The organism is Rhizobium sp. 05L429 (assembly GCF_056397645.1).
Window position 1 is genome coordinate 139,382 of the sequence record NZ_JBFTNV010000011.1, and the last position, 14,167, is coordinate 153,548.

Below are 14,167 nucleotides of genomic sequence, written 5' to 3' on the forward strand. Positions count from 1 at the left end.
GATTTTGCGTCGGGAATTGCGTGAGAACAAAAAGATGGTGCACTTTCCCCTGGTCGCCTTTTGAGTCTAGGATGCCGCCAGACTCTTTGGACAGACCACTCGTCCGATCGCTATCCCGTAACAGCCGAGAAGTCCCATCATGTCCCTGCCTGCCACCGTCATCCCCCTGCCGCAACCCGTTCTCCTGCCCGTCGAAGGCAGTGCCGAGGCCTTCCCGGTCCGCCGCGTCTATTGCGTCGGCCGCAATTACGCCGACCACGCCATCGAAATGGGCCATGACCCGAGCCGCGAGCCGCCCTTCTTCTTCCAGAAGAACGCCGACAACCTGTTTTCCGGCAAGGATTTCCCCTATCCGCCGCTATCATCGGATGTGCATTTCGAGGTCGAATGCGTGCTGGCGCTGAAGGCCGGCGGCGCCGATATTCCGGCAGAAAAGGCGCTCGACTGCATCTATGGCTACGCCGTCGGCATCGATTTCACCCGCCGCGACCTGCAGGCCGAAGCCAAGAAGCTTGGTCGCCCGTGGGAGCTCGCCAAGGCCTTCGAACATTCCGCCCCGGTCTCGCCCATCGTGCCGGCAAGCAGCCTCGGCCATCCCACTGATGGCCGCGTCTGGCTGGAGGTGAACGGCGTCAAAAAGCAGGATGGCGACTTGAACCAGATGATCTGGAAAGTCCCGGAAATCATTGCGGAGCTTTCGAAACTCTTCGTTCTTGCCCCTGGCGATGTCATCATGACCGGCACACCCGCCGGCGTCGCCGCCATCAACAAGGGCGACAGCATCTCCTGCGGCGTCGACGGCATCGCGACGCTGTCGCTGAAAGTGGTTTGAGGAGACGAAAATGGCGATCTATGCGCTCGCAGGTGTAAGACCGAAACTACCACCCCACGGCACCTTCTGGATCGCCCCCGATGCGCATGTGATCGGCCATGTGGAACTTGCCGAACAGGTCGGCGTGTGGTTCGGCGCGGTGCTGCGCGGCGACAACGAACCCATATCAATCGGCAAGGCCACCAATCTTCAGGAAGGCGTCATGGTCCACACCGACCCCGGCTTCCCCACCACGATCGGTGAAATGTGCACTATCGGCCACCACGCCATCATCCACGGCTGCACGATCGGCAACAATTCGCTCATCGGCATGGGCGCCACCATCCTGAATGGCGCCAGAATCGGCAACAACTGCCTCGTCGGCGCCAATGCGCTCGTCACCGAAGGCAAGGAATTCCCCGACAATTCGCTCATCGTCGGCTCGCCCGCCAAGGCAATCCGCACGCTCGACGACGAGGCGGCCGCAAAGATCGCCGAGTCCGCGAGAAAATATGTGAGCAACTGGCAGCGCTTTGCGCGGGATCTCGAGCGGATCGACTGAGCGCCGGAGACTGGATCAGCTTATTTATTGCAACTCTTGAAGTTCTTTGAACGCCCTTCCTTAAGAAGGACGATCATGGGAGCAGGCCGATGGTCAATCACTGGAGTCACGCAAGAGGCATTTTAATGCGCACAGGCAAGTCAGTCGCCACCGGCTCGTCATCGTTCATCCTAATCATGCCTGTGGGCTCCACCACGAAATTAGCGACAAAGAGAGCATTTGAATAAAAGAGAGTCGCAGCCACCAGATAATTTCCGCTCTCGGTCATCCCGTCATAAGTTGCGGAACGCGCTGAACGCGCAATTACATGACGCGTTTTGTCGTCCATCTCCTCTGGCAAAAATGGGTCGTCGACCGTTTCTAAAACGCAAAACGGCCCCTCTTCCCCATGCACCATCGAGCAGAAAAAACGAACATAGTCCAATATGTTATCTTCACTGAGGTGAATCGGCGCCTTAGCGTTCACCTCATGAATTGGCGGGCTCGTCCCATTGAGACGAAATATCTCGCCTTCATCGTGAAGATAATAGATTACAAGATCCCTATTTCCCCAGCTCTCGTCGGTAAATGCGAACATCTTCGTATTTTCGTAAAACGGCAGTCCTCGCTGAAAGCCTCGGGTCGTCTCTGGGCTCATACGGTATTTGCCATCCACTGGCGCAACTCGCGCGATCCAATCCTCCAAAGTTTTCGCTGATATCTCGGACCAGTTTTTACCACTCCCGCCCAACAGTCGGCGGTCTAACTCGGCCCCCCCCACCCAGACGATTTCGTCTAGTCGAGCACCTTCCAACAATGCGCCTTCGAGCGCGGTCCGGCTCAACCGCGCGCCCCTCATATCACTGCCGCGAAGATCCGCGTCCCGGAAGCTGAACGCTGTCAAATCCTCTCCAGCGACTTTCAGCTCTCGCAAGTCGGCGCCTTCGAAATCTACGTCGGGCACAAGCCCTGCCAACTCAGCCAGCCGCGCAAGGCTGTCCGTGTCCGAACAAGCCTCATAGAGTCTCTCTACCGCCGCCTCTAATCTTTGCATGTCAGTTTTCTCCCGATTTCAACGGAAGCCTTTGCAACATCACCGTGCCCGCGAGGATCTTGCCGAGCGCCAAGCGCCCTACGATGTCGCGCTTTTCTCGCCCATCGACCAATCGCTTTCCATACTGATGTATGGGGCTATATTCATTGAACTCGATTTCAGTCCAGTGAAAATCGCGCGCACGCACCTCCAACCGCATCTCGATACAGCCATCGGGCTCAATCATCAAAACTCTAGCCAAACCTGCATCTTCGCTTGCGGACCGCATTCGCTCGCCGATAAGCACAGAAACATTGCCGCTCGAGGTCTCAAAAGGAATGAGAGGATCTGGCTCGATGAGCCAATCAATCTGCCCGACCTTACCGTTCATGCGCTTCTTTAAGAATGCTGTGATAAGGCTTCTCTTGCCTTCCGTTTCTTCGGTCAACTCATGCACCTCGTGTTTGCCGAATGCATGCCGCAGCTTACCATCCGCCTTGCCCTCAGCCGAAACACCCTTCCATAAACCTACTTCAGCCTGCGCCTCGACTTGCGCCTCCCCACCCTTCTCGCTATCGCGTGTTTTCGTTACCTTCACCTTCAAATCCTGTGTTTCCTCCGAGTGGACGACATATGCAATACTCTCGGGTTCACACGCGCAACCCAGCCCGTGCGCGCTAATGCGCCCACGAGTGAGAGCGAACTCAGCACGACCTTCATCAAAATCGATTGCTCCTGGATTGAAGTGCACAGTCCCGACAAGGATAAACCCCTCTGCAGTACGCTGAGCAGCCGAAAAATCAGGAAATACAACGTCGGTCTCTGCCAGGGCTTCTCTGCTGATCTCTCCACGTCCCGTCTTCTTCCAGAACATCGCCCGCCCTCGCGCTTCCGCAGCCGTCTGTACTTTACTATTTTTTCTTGGGCCTCGCGAGATACGTTGTATTAAATATTGCTTGGCTCTATAGTTAAGTCGCCACTCCACCCTGTTTTCTTTACATAGAAAACTACATTTCGATTTCGGTATAAAACTCCATACTATTACTCACGCATCGATAAAAATAGAATTTCGTCATTGCACTTGGAGAGATCAGATCAGACATAGAAACTCTTTACGTTTACTCTCAAAACACTCTGTAATCAGTAAAGGTTTTATGTCTAGCGGGCCATCCGCGCGCTGGATGATTAGGCTATCGCCAAGGTCACCCGGTCGGCGAGGAAATATGTCGGCAACTGGCAGCGCTTTGCGCGGGATCTCGAGCGGATCGACTGAAACCGACCGCGGGCGGATCGCAGGCGACCGCGGGAGGATCTGCCAGCGAGACGGTTTTCAGTCGGTCGTTGCGGCGAGAACCCTGCCGCCTTCCGGCTCCTGGACGATAATAGCGCTCTTGAGGTCGCCGGTTGCAGCCGGGATCGGCAGCTTCAGCATCTTGCCGTCCCAGGTGCCGAGACGCGTCAGCTCGTGAACGACATGAGCGTGCGGCAATGTCTCGCCGGCATTCTCGCCCCTGGCGACCGGAACCTCCACGGTGCCCGGAGCATAGCGGACGAGCCACACGTCGGCCGCGGCGGTCCGGCCCTTCGCAGCGTCGATGACGGCCACGTCCCGGGCTAGCTCGATCCCGGGGCCGGACAGTGCGGGCTCGGACGCGATCACGCGCCGGATCTCGTTGAGATCATAGCCGACGGTCGACTGATGGCCGTTGACCACCATCTGCGGCGTGAAAGGGCCGGATTGGCCAAGTGCAGGCTCATAGGTCACCTGCCGGTCGGTGAATTCCTTCTTCCCAAAAATATCCTTCCATCCGAGATAGTCCCAATAAGTCACCGAGAAGCTCAAGGCGAGCACGTTCGGATCATTGCTGAGCCTGACGAGATTGGCATTGGCCGGAGGGCATGAGGAACAGCCCTGGCTGGTGAACAGTTCGACGACCGCTGGCGACTGCCCAGCGGAGGCCTGAGCGGTGGAACCAAAAGCAAAGACTGCTGCGATGACAGCAAGATTGAACGCGGCTGAATGTTTCATGGCGGTGCTCCCTGATGACGTGCATCTCGCCCTCCTTCGCAGGTGGAACGCCATTCGTTACAGCCTCACGCATTTGTGACGGCATCGGCCGGATGCCGAAAGGCCGCGCCGTCGGCCTTTCCCGGCGGCAGGTTCCCGGCTGCAAAGAAAAAACTTCGGGACACCTGTAACAAATCCCGCGTCGCCTACGTACAGGCTGTAGGAACGCGACGGTACCGGACATCGAAAACGATCATGGCGACACTCGACGATCACAGCCAGGCCACACCGACAGGCCCGATGACAACAGTCATTCGCCGGCACTCGGTGGCGACCCGCCTTACACACTGGGTCAACGTTCTCTGTCTCAGCCTGCTTTTGATGAGCGGGCTGCAGATTTTCAATGCCCATCCGGCGCTTTACTGGGGCCAGTACGGTGCGGATGCAGATCCGTCATGGCTGTCGATAAGTGCCGTCGAAGAGGATGGCGGCACGCGCGGCGTGCTTCGCATCGGCAATCTGCAGATCACGACAACAGGCATTCTCGGCGTTTCGGGAACGGGCGATGACGCGACCGAGCGTGGCTTCCCTTCCTGGATCACCATTCCGAGCTATCAGGACCTCGCAACCGGCCGCCGCTGGCATCTGTTCTTTGCCTGGCTCTTCGTCATCAACGGATCGATCTATGCGCTCATCGGCTTTCTGTCAGGCCATTTCCGCCGCGATCTGGCGCCAAGCAGCGAAGAGATCTCGCCGCACCATCTGGGGCAGGAGATCGCCGACCACGCGCGCCTGCGCTTCCCCAAGGGTGAAAAGGCAAAGCGTTACAATGTGCTGCAGAAGCTCGCCTACCTGATCGTCATCTTCATCCTGCTGCCGCTGATGTTTGCAACGGGCTTGACCATGTCACCCGGCATGGATGCCGGCTATCCCTTCCTGCTCGACCTCTTCGGTGGCAGGCAATCGGCCCGGTCGATCCACTTCATCTGCGCCTGGTCGATCGTCCTCTTCGTTTTCGTGCATGTCGCAATGGTGATCCTGTCCGGCCTCTGGAACAACATGCGCTCGATGATAACGGGCCGTTACGTGATCGAAACCGAAAGGGACGATCGATGACCTTCTCCATCACACGCCGCCACCTGTTGATCGGATCGGCTACCGGCCTCGGTGCATTCGGCCTGACCGGCTGCGACGATGTCGTCCAGAACGCCAATGTCCAGTCCGTTCTCGAAATGGCCGAGACGCTGACGATGAGAAGCCAGCGGCTGCTCGTTCCCAAGGACAAGCTGGCGCGCGAATTTTCCGAAGCCGATATCTCGCCGACATTCCGGCCGAACGGCACGAGCCAGCCCGACAGCGAAGCCTATGCGCAGATGATGGAAACCGGCTTCGCCGACTGGCGACTGAAGATTGACGGGCTGGTAGAGCGTCCCGTCGAGCTTTCGCTCGCAGATCTGAAGAAGCTGCCCTCACGCACCCAGATCACCCGGCACGACTGCGTCGAGGGCTGGAGCGCCATCGGCAAGTGGACGGGCGCGCCCCTCGGACCGCTCCTGCAGAGCGTAGGGCTGAAGCCTGAGGCCCGCTATGCCGTCTTCTACTGCGCAGACCAGCTTGAACAGACGCTGGACGGCAGCGGAACCTACTACGAGAGCATCGATCTCATCGACGCCTTCCACCCGCAGACCATCCTCGCCTACCAGATGAACGGCAAGGATCTGGAGGTCGCCCACGGCGCCCCGCTTCGCCTGCGCGTCGAGCGCCACCTTGGCTACAAACATGCCAAATATCTGATGCGGATCGAGATCAAGGACAGCTTCGCCGGCCTGTGGGGCGGCAAGGGCGGCTTCTGGGAAGACCGGGGCTACGAGTGGTACGCGGGAATCTAGAGCAATTCCAGCAAAAGTGCGTAGCGGTTTTGCGTCCGGAATTGCGTGAAAACAAAGAGATAGAGTGTTTCCGTGATTCGAAGAAAAACGGAAACACTCTAGGCACTCGTGCCTCCGTACAGTCTTGCCGCGGGACAGTCTTGCAAAGGGCAATGGCGCCCACAAGGAGGAGAAGGTCATGTTGAAATGCACAGTAGCAGCAATCGTCCTGGCAGCGGCTTTCGCGCTGCCCGCTTTGGCAGAGGACGCGATGATGTCGGCGAAATGCGACAAGGCTTCCATGATGAAAATGGAGGCCAACATGGATGCCATGAAGGATCCTGCCATGAAGACAAAGAAGGAAATGGCGTCCAAGGAAATGATGATGGCCAAGGATTCCATGAAGGCCAACAAGATGGAAGAATGCAAGATGCACATGGAAAAAGCCATGAAAAGCATGAGCAACATGTGAAGCGTGTCAGAGCGATGCGGGCGGCCCTGGGGCTGCCCGTGCCGGCATCGGCATGAACGCCGCTGCACGATCGGCAACTGCCTCGTCGGCGCCAATGCGCTCATCACCGAAGGCAAGGAATTCCCCGACAATTCCCTGATCGTCGGCACACCGGCCAAGGCCATCCGCACGCTGGACGACGAGGCGATCGCGAAGATCACCCAGTCCGCGAAGAAATATGTCGGCAACTGGCAGCGCTTTGCACGGGATCTGGAGCGGATCGATTAGCTTATGCCGGATATGGGCAAAGCAGCCCTGATGCGTCGGCGCAATCCGTCGGGCGAGCAGCGCTCGGGATGCCCGAGACGCTGGGGAAGCTCATTGGTATGTGCGGAACATCTGGCGTCCGCAAGCCGACGCTGGCATAAATGAGCTTCATCGAGGGAGGCATCATGATGCAGAAGAACGCGCCGGACTTCAGCCTTGCGGGCAAGGTGACTTTGGTGACGGGAGCGAGCCGTGGCATCGGTCGAGCTTGCGCACTTGCCTGTGCCGCAGCAGGCTCCGATATTGTTGTGGGGGTCCGTGATGTCGCCGCCTCGGCGGGCCTGGTTGCCGAACTCGAGGGCACGGGACGAAAAGTTCTCGCGGTTGAACTGGACATTCCCAACAAGACCCATATCGCACAGGCCGTCGACGCGGCGCTTGCTACGTTCGGTCGGATCGACGTCCTCGTCAACAATGTCGGCGTGGCTCCGGGCAATCTTGCGGAACTCGTTGAGGAGAAAGACCTTGACGAGATACTCGATGTCAACGTCAAGGGCACCTTTCTGATGACGCAGGCCGTTGGCCGTCACATGATCAAGCGCAATGGGGGCCGGATCATCAACATCAGCTCACAGGCCGGTACCGTGGCGCTGCGTGGCGAGGCAATCTATTGCATGAGCAAGGCGGCAATTAATCACCTCACGCGCTGCCTTGCAGCCGAATGGGCACGCTACGATATCACCGTAAATACCGTATCGCCGACGTTCATTCACACCGACGGTACAGCACCTTTTCTATCCGATGCCGACAATCGCAAAGCGACACTCGGTCACATTCCACTCGGTCGGATCGGTGAAACCGATGATGTGGTGGGTGCCGTAGTCTTCCTTGCATCTCCGGCTGCGAGCCTGATCACCGGCGCAAACCTGCTGGTGGACGGTGGATGGTCCGTCGCCTGAGGCCGAGGCGGCCCCTGCAGCAAAAGTCTTATGCAAACGAGGAGAACTACTCGTACTGCCTCCCCTCCCGCCTCCCATCTGGGGTTTGGCGGCCTATCGCTGCAGTTTCGGGCGCACGGTGATTTGCACGCCGGCCGCATTCGTCACGCGCGCTTGCGCGGTCGCCCGATCGAGCAAGTCCTGGCGGAAAGGCGGGGGATCGCCTGGATTGATGAACAGCTTGCCGAAATTGACCGCGATGTGCTTTCGGTCGATTTCCCCCACGATCCGTTTGCACTGCTTGATGTCTGCCTCGTAGGCGGCGTCCATGACCAGCTCGACCGCCATGACGCTGAGGTCGTTGGTCTGGTCGTAGCCGCGCCGAGCCCAGGCCTCCACCGTCGGCGATGCGCCAGGCGGCGTTAGCGACGGGTCGCCCACGAAGGCAAAGACGGCGCGCACCTTGCCGAAGTAAACCCCGTTGCCGTCCTCGTTCCACACCTCCAGCACCGGGCCGGCATAACGATATTTCAGCGTTCCGTTGCCGCCGGTGTAGAAGCTCGAAAGCTGGTCCTGCGGCGGTCCGACATAGGCGTCCACCGCCTCGAACATGACAGTGACGCTGCCCTCGCCGTCCTTGAGCAATTGGCCGTCGATGAACCAGCGCACCTCAAAGATCGGTCCGCCCTTCAGCAGGTGAAGGTCGTAGCGTGTCGTCGTCTTCAGTCGGTAGGCCAGCGCGCTATACTGTTTCTCAGGGAACCAGCAGACCCGCATCTTGACCTGAACTTGGCGATCGAGGCGCCGCACGACATCAGTCACTGCCGAATCCAGCCTTGCCAGATTGACCGGCGTCGCGGACGCGTGGCCCTTTGCGAGATAGTCGGCTTCGTCGTCGGTAAACTTCATCTCGAAGTCACGCGCTGCCGCGCTCAACTCGTTTCCGAGAAAGACCACCGCATCGATGCCGAGCAGGTCGTCGGGATCGATAATCTCGTCCAGCCCGGCGGCATCGGACAGCGCATCGCGCAGTTGGCCGGAAATTGCGTCCCTCACCGCCCTGGTGATCGCCTTGACTGCGTTCTTGCGTGCGGCAGCGTCGCCCAGCCGGTCGAGCCGCGTCTGGATCCCGTCTATCGGGGCGACCACCATGCCGTTCGCGTCGCGCGACAATTCGCTGTCGTACCCGCCGGCGATCAGCTTCGTCAGCTCGGCCGACAGCGCTGGTCCAAACACCTTGTTGAATTTCTTGTGCCCCGCCTCCGATGTGCTGGGCGAGAATGCGTCCTGATCCCAAAGCAAGGCGACCATTCCGGCGAGGCCTGGAAACCAGCTGCCTATCTCCAGCAGGGCCGGCCGAAGACGGAATGACCGCGTCCCCAGCGCCGCCGGAATCGGCAGCGTCGCCGGCGCGTTCACATCACCGGTGCCTAGCAGCCACGGGCTCGCCGGAGCACCCTCGAATGTCTTTACCCCGATCGAAGGCAATAGGGTGCCGGGCGGCGGCGCACCAATCGTATCCGCATCGGCCTTGAAACCCAGTATCCACATGTAAGGCTCGTCACCGCCGGAGTCCTCCGTGGTGCGTACCTGCAGCTGGAAAAGCGCGAAAGTGACATCGATTTCCGTCGGTCGCATAGCAAAGACCTTTCCCAGACATGCCCTGCAGCTTGGGTTGAATCATCGGATGCTTTGGAATGGATGAATGCAAATAAACGCTAAACGCACAAATAGCATGGACCGTCGATAAATTCTAGAAAAAGGTGCAGACTTCTCTGGCAGCGACCACGGCTGCCCCGGTATCGGCGCCCTCCCTGAAAGCGTCCAGATTGTGCATAACGGTCTTGTCCTTCACGCCATGATCCTGCCCCTCCAGCGGCCGGCCATTCAGATCGAATACCCTCTGGATCACCTCGACTGACTGCCGACCACCGGATCAGTTTGCGCCGATCGAGGGTGGATCGACCATTCCCGATAAGGCGAGCGGCGAACTATGGCATGCATCTCCTCTGCCAGCGCTTTCGAAGGATGCGGAAAAGGCCGGCACCGGCCGGCCTCTTCCTGGTGCTGATCTTCCCGAAGCCAGAAGCCCTCAGGTGTTCAAGCCGCCATCCACATTGAGGATGGCGCCTGTGATGTTCCTTGCGGCGGGGCTTGCGAGGAAGGCGACGGCAGCCGCCACATCGTGGGGCTCGCCGTAGCGGCCGAGCGGTATCAGGGCGCGCTGGAAGTCGGCATATTCCCCGTCGGCCGGGTTCATGTCCGTATTGGTCGATCCCGGCTGAATCAGGTTGACGGTCACATCCCGAGGTCCGAGTTCGCGGGCAAGACCACGCGTGAAGGACTGCAGCGCGGATTTCGTCATGTAATACACCGTGCCGGTGTCGCCAACGATGCGTTCGGCGCCGGCCGAGCCGATATTGATGACGCGGCCTCCGGCTTGCAGATGGGGAATGGCGGCCTGCGCGGCGAGCACCGGCGAGCGCACGTTGACGTCAAGCAGCGCATCGATCTGCGCGACGCTGAAGCCCGCAATCGTGTCGTAAAGCGCGATTGCCGCATTGTTGACGAGAATGTCGAGACCACCAAGCGCGCGAGCCGCCTCCTCCACCGAGCGCTTCACGGCCGCCGGATCGGCGCTGTCGGCCTGGATTGCAAATCCCCGCCTGCCCTTGCCCTCGATAGCGCGAACGACCTCGGCGGCGCGATCGGCCGAGCGCTCATAGGTGATGGCGACATCGGCGCCCTTTTCGGCGAGCGCCACCGCAATGGCAGCGCCGATCCCACGCGATGCGCCCGTCACGAGAGCACGTTTTCCAGCGAGTTCAGTCATCAATCGTCCCTTTCTGTATTGATCGACACAGAATTAGCTAGGGACGCCGAACGCGCCCGTCAAGAATATTGTATCGATCGACACAAAATATATGGAGCTGTTGTCGAGGCGCGTCGGCGGGTTTATATAGTGACCGATGCAGAAATCCGACCAGACGCCGCAAGCCCAGGATATGACGGCCAACCAGACGACAGCCACCCGCAACCGCGGGCGGCCGCGTGCCTTCGACCGGGAAGCTGCGCTCGCGAAGGCGACCCGCCTGTTCTGGGAAAAAGGTTTCGAGGCGACGTCGATCACCGACCTTACCGAGGCGATGGGCATCGGATCGCCAAGCCTCTACGCGGCCTTCGGCTCGAAAGAGGCGCTCTATGCCGAGGCATTGAACTACTACCAGGAGACCAACGAGGCGCTTGTCTGGGCAGGCTTTCGCGCCGCCCCCACGGCGCGCGAAGCCGTCAACGCGCTTCTCATGGACTCGGCGGCGGTCCTGACCGGCTCCGTCGTCGATATTCCGCTCGGCTGCATGGTGGCCCTCTCCTCGGTCGGCAGCGAAGGCCATGCCGAACTCGGCGAACTGGTGCGAACCGCCCGCGCCGTCACGCTCGACCTTCTGAAGCTGCGCCTGACCCAGGCGGTATCGGCAGGCGAAATTCCAGCCTCGACCGACATTCACGGCCTCGCCCGTTTCGTGCAGACCGTCCAGAACGGCATGTCGATCCTCGCCCGCGATGGAGCAAGCAGCAGCGAACTGGAATCCGTGGCCGAGGTCTCGATGCTCGGATGGGACGCCCGCACGGGAGGACGATCATAGCGCGACGACGGGCATGAGCCTGAAGTGGTCATGAGGCGGGGATGACCGCCCTTCCCGGCCTAATCCACCTCGCCGATGTCGAAGCGGATGATCCTGTCGTCCTCCATGCGGAAGATATGCATCACGGTCTTGTCTTTCAGGCCATGATCTTGCCCTTCCAGCGGCCGGCCATCGAGATCGAATACCCTCTGGATCACCTCGACCTCGATGGCACCATCGTCCACCTCCTGAAACGCGACCGGCTCGACATGCGGGCTGACGATCGCCCATTGGCGTGTCCAGTAATCCCGAACCGCCTCACGCCCATGAACATGGCCGCCCTCCATGCCGTTCGCCCAGGCGACATCATCGGCCAGGACGGCAAGCACCCCGTCGATATCCCGCGCATTGAAACGCTCATAGATGCGCTTGATCAGTTGCGTCTGTTTTTCCGACATGCTGTTTCCTCTTTATAACTGAGCGGGGTTCGGTCGACATTGACCAACACCGCCAGCACAGTTACATACGTACATATATAGTTTGCAGTCAACGGCGGACAGGGAGCGAAATGCAATGAGTGAAGACGTGCTTTCCACACCGGGGCATCTCATCAGCCTCGCGGCGCGCGGCTTCACCCGCCTCAGTGAATCCCGTCTCAAACCGCTGGGCTTCGGTGTCGGGCAATTGCCGGTTCTGGTCGCGCTGCAAAACGGCAACGCGAGCACGCAGCGCGATCTCGCCCGCTTTGCCAAGGTGGAACAACCGCCGATGGCGCAGATGCTCGCCCGCATGGAGCGGGATGGCCTGATCGAGCGCACGCCCGACCCGGCTGACGGCCGAAGCAGCCGCATCATGCTGACTGAGGCCGCGCGGGAAAGCATGCCCGAGGCGATAGCGACCCTGTTTCAAGGCAACCGCGACGCGCTGGATGGCTTCACACATCAGGAATCGGAACAGCTCGTCAGCCTGCTGACGCGGTTGATCGCCAATCTGGATAAAATCGCCGGTGCCGATCCGAACTCACGCGACCCGTAGTTTCTGACCCTCTGCGCTGACCATCATGCGGCTGACTCCACCTTCCTCGCAAACGGCACCCACAACAGCGCACAGGCCGTCAGCACCGCCACCACCAGCCATGCCTCGTTCAACGCTTGAACGGTTGCCGCCGTCTGCACCAGCGGATCGAGGATGGATGTCGTATCGGCATCGAACTCCCCCTGGTGCCCGGCAATCGCCTGCAGCGGCGCGCCGACGAAAGCTGCTGCGTCGACGTCTCCTGCCTTTAGCCGATCCCACAGACCTTGGCCGAGCGGGTCCGAGCGCGTGTAGATGATCGTGTCGATCAGCGCGATGCCGATTGCGCCGCCGAGGTTGCGCATCAGGTTGAACAAGCCGCTGGCATCGGGAATGCGCTCCGGTGGCAAGGTGCCGAGTGCCAGGCGCGTTGGCGGCAGCAGGCAGAACATGATGGCGATGCCGCGGATGATCTGCGGCCAGAACATCGCCTCATAATCGGTCTGCGGATCCTGAAAGGCGCTCATGCCGATGCCGATGGCAAAGAGCGTGAAGCCCGCAGCCGACAGCAACCGAGGATCCGTCCGCTTTTCGAGAGCCACGGCGATCGGCGCGGTAACGAGCTGGGCAATGCCCGTCACCAGCATCGTCATGCCGATTTCGAGAGCATTGTGCCCGCGCACGAAGGCCAGGAACACAGGCATGAGATAGACGGAGCCGAAGAGGCCGATGCCGAGAATGAAGCTCATTGCCGAGCCCGCCAGAAAATTCCGGTCGCCGAAATTCCTGAGCTCGACCACGGGTATGGCTCTCCTGAGCGACCGCCACGCGAAGACGCAGCCCGAGACCACCGACAGACAGATGAGGCCGGCGACATAAAGCGAGGTCCAGCCACTCGTCGGCGCCTCCTTTAGGCCGAGTTCCAGTGCTGCCAGGCTCGCCGCCATCAACAGCAGTGACAGGGCATCGAGATGCCGGAGCTCGGCGAGGTTGACGCCCTCGCGCGGAAGCGAGCGCATGGCGACGAGCGCTGCGACAATGCCGGGAATGACATTGATCAGGAACAGCCAGTGCCACGAATAGGTCTCCGTCAGCCAGCCGCCGACGATCGGCCCGACGGTCGGCGCAAGAACCGCAAGAACACCGGCGATCGTCGTCGCAAGCGCCTGCCGCTCATCCGGAAACAGGATGAAGACCGCCGAAAACACCGAGGGAATGAGCGTACCGCCGGAAAAGCCCTGGATGACGCGCCAGGCGATAAGTTCGCCGAAACTGTCGCTCGCCGCGCAGCCCGCCGAGGCGATCACGAACAGCAACAGCGACGTCACGAAGAGCCAGCGCATCGTCAGCAGGCGGGTGAGAAACCCCGTCAGCGGGATCGCCACCACCTCGGCGATGAGATAGGCGGTCTGCACCCAGCTCATCTGATCCGGATGGATAGCGAGTGCGGACTGGATGGTCGGAAGCGACGTTGCGACGACCTGAACGTCGAGGATCGCCATGAACATGCCGAGACACATCGCCAGAAATCCGATCCACCTGCGAAGTGGTGGAGCGGCGGACAAAACGAGTTCAGACCGTTCGGGCATGGAGTGGTCCTGGAAGCAGTTCCG

The 14,167-nt window shown here is 60.1% G+C and carries 16 protein-coding genes and 1 pseudogene; 9 read left to right on the forward strand and 8 right to left on the reverse strand.

Features of this window, described 5'->3' with window-relative positions; all coding sequences use genetic code 11:
• The first annotated feature begins 139 nt into the window (after positions 1-139).
• Positions 140-832 carry a fumarylacetoacetate hydrolase family protein gene (locus AC1DNW_RS14165; RefSeq protein WP_115034591.1) on the forward strand — a complete coding sequence of 231 codons (693 nt, stop codon included), beginning with the start codon at positions 140-142 and terminating at the stop codon, positions 830-832.
• Between the two features lie 10 nt (positions 833-842).
• The gene (locus AC1DNW_RS14170; RefSeq protein ID WP_477834690.1) at positions 843-1,373 is read left to right on the forward strand and encodes a gamma carbonic anhydrase family protein; all 531 of its coding nucleotides are present in this window, start codon (positions 843-845) and stop codon (positions 1,371-1,373) included.
• A 106-nt stretch (positions 1,374-1,479) separates the two neighbouring features.
• Here the strand turns inward: AC1DNW_RS14170 and AC1DNW_RS14175 are convergent, their stop codons facing one another.
• The 3 genes from AC1DNW_RS14175 to AC1DNW_RS14185 all read right to left on the reverse strand — a co-directional run bounded on the left by AC1DNW_RS14175 (position 1,480) and on the right by AC1DNW_RS14185 (position 4,414).
• Positions 1,480-2,406: a pentapeptide repeat-containing protein gene (locus AC1DNW_RS14175; RefSeq protein ID WP_477834688.1), complete on the reverse strand. Its 927-nt coding sequence runs from the start codon at positions 2,404-2,406 to the stop codon at positions 1,480-1,482.
• Between the two features lies 1 nt (position 2,407).
• Positions 2,408-3,259 (reverse strand): hypothetical protein, encoded by an 852-nt coding sequence (locus AC1DNW_RS14180; RefSeq protein WP_113310996.1) that lies wholly within the window; start codon positions 3,257-3,259, stop codon positions 2,408-2,410.
• A gap of 456 nt (positions 3,260-3,715) precedes the next feature.
• Positions 3,716-4,414: a DUF1223 domain-containing protein gene (locus AC1DNW_RS14185; RefSeq protein ID WP_113310997.1), complete on the reverse strand. Its 699-nt coding sequence runs from the start codon at positions 4,412-4,414 to the stop codon at positions 3,716-3,718.
• Between the two features lie 234 nt (positions 4,415-4,648).
• Between AC1DNW_RS14185 and AC1DNW_RS14190 the strand changes: the two genes are divergently transcribed.
• The 5 genes and pseudogenes from AC1DNW_RS14190 (at position 4,649) to AC1DNW_RS14210 (ending at position 7,938) form a co-directional block, all read left to right on the forward strand.
• Positions 4,649-5,509 carry a cytochrome b/b6 domain-containing protein gene (locus AC1DNW_RS14190; protein WP_113310998.1) on the forward strand — a complete coding sequence of 287 codons (861 nt, stop codon included), beginning with the start codon at positions 4,649-4,651 and terminating at the stop codon, positions 5,507-5,509.
• Positions 5,506-6,282 (forward strand): molybdopterin-binding protein, encoded by a 777-nt coding sequence (locus AC1DNW_RS14195; protein WP_477853214.1) that lies wholly within the window; start codon positions 5,506-5,508, stop codon positions 6,280-6,282. Before AC1DNW_RS14190 ends, AC1DNW_RS14195 begins: the two co-directional genes overlap by 4 nt.
• 178 nt (positions 6,283-6,460) lie before the next feature.
• Positions 6,461-6,733, forward strand: coding sequence for a hypothetical protein (locus AC1DNW_RS14200; RefSeq protein ID WP_113311000.1), 273 nt, complete (start codon positions 6,461-6,463; stop codon positions 6,731-6,733).
• Positions 6,734-6,808: 75 nt separating this feature from the next.
• A pseudogene (locus AC1DNW_RS14205) lies at positions 6,809-7,000 on the forward strand (gamma carbonic anhydrase family protein); the annotation flags it as partial.
• A gap of 167 nt (positions 7,001-7,167) precedes the next feature.
• Positions 7,168-7,938, forward strand: coding sequence for a glucose 1-dehydrogenase (locus AC1DNW_RS14210; RefSeq protein WP_113311162.1), 771 nt, complete (start codon positions 7,168-7,170; stop codon positions 7,936-7,938).
• 93 nt (positions 7,939-8,031) lie between these two features.
• Here AC1DNW_RS14210 and AC1DNW_RS14215 read toward each other — a convergent pair whose 3' ends face one another.
• The 3 genes from AC1DNW_RS14215 to AC1DNW_RS14225 form a co-directional block, all read right to left on the reverse strand.
• A complete protein-coding gene (locus tag AC1DNW_RS14215; RefSeq protein ID WP_113311001.1) occupies positions 8,032-9,555 on the reverse strand; it encodes a hypothetical protein in 1,524 nt (507 codons plus the stop codon).
• A gap of 115 nt (positions 9,556-9,670) precedes the next feature.
• Positions 9,671-9,829 (reverse strand): hypothetical protein, encoded by a 159-nt coding sequence (locus AC1DNW_RS14220; protein ID WP_477853217.1) that lies wholly within the window; start codon positions 9,827-9,829, stop codon positions 9,671-9,673.
• A 180-nt stretch (positions 9,830-10,009) separates the two neighbouring features.
• A complete protein-coding gene (locus AC1DNW_RS14225) occupies positions 10,010-10,750 on the reverse strand; it encodes an SDR family oxidoreductase (protein WP_113299194.1) in 741 nt (246 codons plus the stop codon).
• 136 nt (positions 10,751-10,886) lie between these two features.
• Here AC1DNW_RS14225 and AC1DNW_RS14230 point away from each other — a divergent pair, with 136 nt between their 5' ends.
• Positions 10,887-11,561: a TetR/AcrR family transcriptional regulator gene (locus tag AC1DNW_RS14230; RefSeq protein WP_477853219.1), complete on the forward strand. Its 675-nt coding sequence runs from the start codon at positions 10,887-10,889 to the stop codon at positions 11,559-11,561.
• A 59-nt stretch (positions 11,562-11,620) separates the two neighbouring features.
• Here the strand turns inward: AC1DNW_RS14230 and AC1DNW_RS14235 are convergent, their stop codons facing one another.
• The gene (locus tag AC1DNW_RS14235; protein WP_113311002.1) at positions 11,621-11,998 is read right to left on the reverse strand and encodes a nuclear transport factor 2 family protein; all 378 of its coding nucleotides are present in this window, start codon (positions 11,996-11,998) and stop codon (positions 11,621-11,623) included.
• Between the two features lie 115 nt (positions 11,999-12,113).
• Between AC1DNW_RS14235 and AC1DNW_RS14240 the strand changes: the two genes are divergently transcribed.
• Positions 12,114-12,575, forward strand: a complete 462-nt coding sequence (locus tag AC1DNW_RS14240) for a MarR family winged helix-turn-helix transcriptional regulator (protein WP_113311003.1) — start codon at positions 12,114-12,116, stop codon at positions 12,573-12,575.
• A 23-nt stretch (positions 12,576-12,598) separates the two neighbouring features.
• Here the strand turns inward: AC1DNW_RS14240 and AC1DNW_RS14245 are convergent, their stop codons facing one another.
• Entirely contained in the window at positions 12,599-14,143 is a 1,545-nt protein-coding gene (locus AC1DNW_RS14245; RefSeq protein ID WP_113311004.1) for a DHA2 family efflux MFS transporter permease subunit, read from the reverse strand.
• Positions 14,144-14,167 lie beyond the last annotated feature (24 nt).

What these genes read in the sequence shown, in the direction of transcription:
- AC1DNW_RS14165 (WP_115034591.1), top strand. Translation starts at nt 140, where the DNA reads ATGTCCCTGCCTGCCACCGTCATCCCCCTGCCGCAACCCGTTCTCCTG.
- AC1DNW_RS14170 (WP_477834690.1), top strand. Translation starts at nt 843, where the DNA reads ATGGCGATCTATGCGCTCGCAGGTGTAAGACCGAAACTACCACCCCAC.
- AC1DNW_RS14175 (WP_477834688.1), bottom strand. Translation starts at nt 2,406, where the DNA reads ATGCAAAGATTAGAGGCGGCGGTAGAGAGACTCTATGAGGCTTGTTCG.
- AC1DNW_RS14180 (WP_113310996.1), bottom strand. Translation starts at nt 3,259, where the DNA reads ATGTTCTGGAAGAAGACGGGACGTGGAGAGATCAGCAGAGAAGCCCTG.
- AC1DNW_RS14185 (WP_113310997.1), bottom strand. Translation starts at nt 4,414, where the DNA reads ATGAAACATTCAGCCGCGTTCAATCTTGCTGTCATCGCAGCAGTCTTT.
- AC1DNW_RS14190 (WP_113310998.1), top strand. Translation starts at nt 4,649, where the DNA reads ATGGCGACACTCGACGATCACAGCCAGGCCACACCGACAGGCCCGATG.
- AC1DNW_RS14195 (WP_477853214.1), top strand. Translation starts at nt 5,506, where the DNA reads ATGACCTTCTCCATCACACGCCGCCACCTGTTGATCGGATCGGCTACC.
- AC1DNW_RS14200 (WP_113311000.1), top strand. Translation starts at nt 6,461, where the DNA reads ATGTTGAAATGCACAGTAGCAGCAATCGTCCTGGCAGCGGCTTTCGCG.
- AC1DNW_RS14210 (WP_113311162.1), top strand. Translation starts at nt 7,168, where the DNA reads ATGCAGAAGAACGCGCCGGACTTCAGCCTTGCGGGCAAGGTGACTTTG.
- AC1DNW_RS14215 (WP_113311001.1), bottom strand. Translation starts at nt 9,555, where the DNA reads ATGCGACCGACGGAAATCGATGTCACTTTCGCGCTTTTCCAGCTGCAG.
- AC1DNW_RS14225 (WP_113299194.1), bottom strand. Translation starts at nt 10,750, where the DNA reads ATGACTGAACTCGCTGGAAAACGTGCTCTCGTGACGGGCGCATCGCGT.
- AC1DNW_RS14230 (WP_477853219.1), top strand. Translation starts at nt 10,887, where the DNA reads ATGCAGAAATCCGACCAGACGCCGCAAGCCCAGGATATGACGGCCAAC.
- AC1DNW_RS14235 (WP_113311002.1), bottom strand. Translation starts at nt 11,998, where the DNA reads ATGTCGGAAAAACAGACGCAACTGATCAAGCGCATCTATGAGCGTTTC.
- AC1DNW_RS14240 (WP_113311003.1), top strand. Translation starts at nt 12,114, where the DNA reads ATGAGTGAAGACGTGCTTTCCACACCGGGGCATCTCATCAGCCTCGCG.
- AC1DNW_RS14245 (WP_113311004.1), bottom strand. Translation starts at nt 14,143, where the DNA reads ATGCCCGAACGGTCTGAACTCGTTTTGTCCGCCGCTCCACCACTTCGC.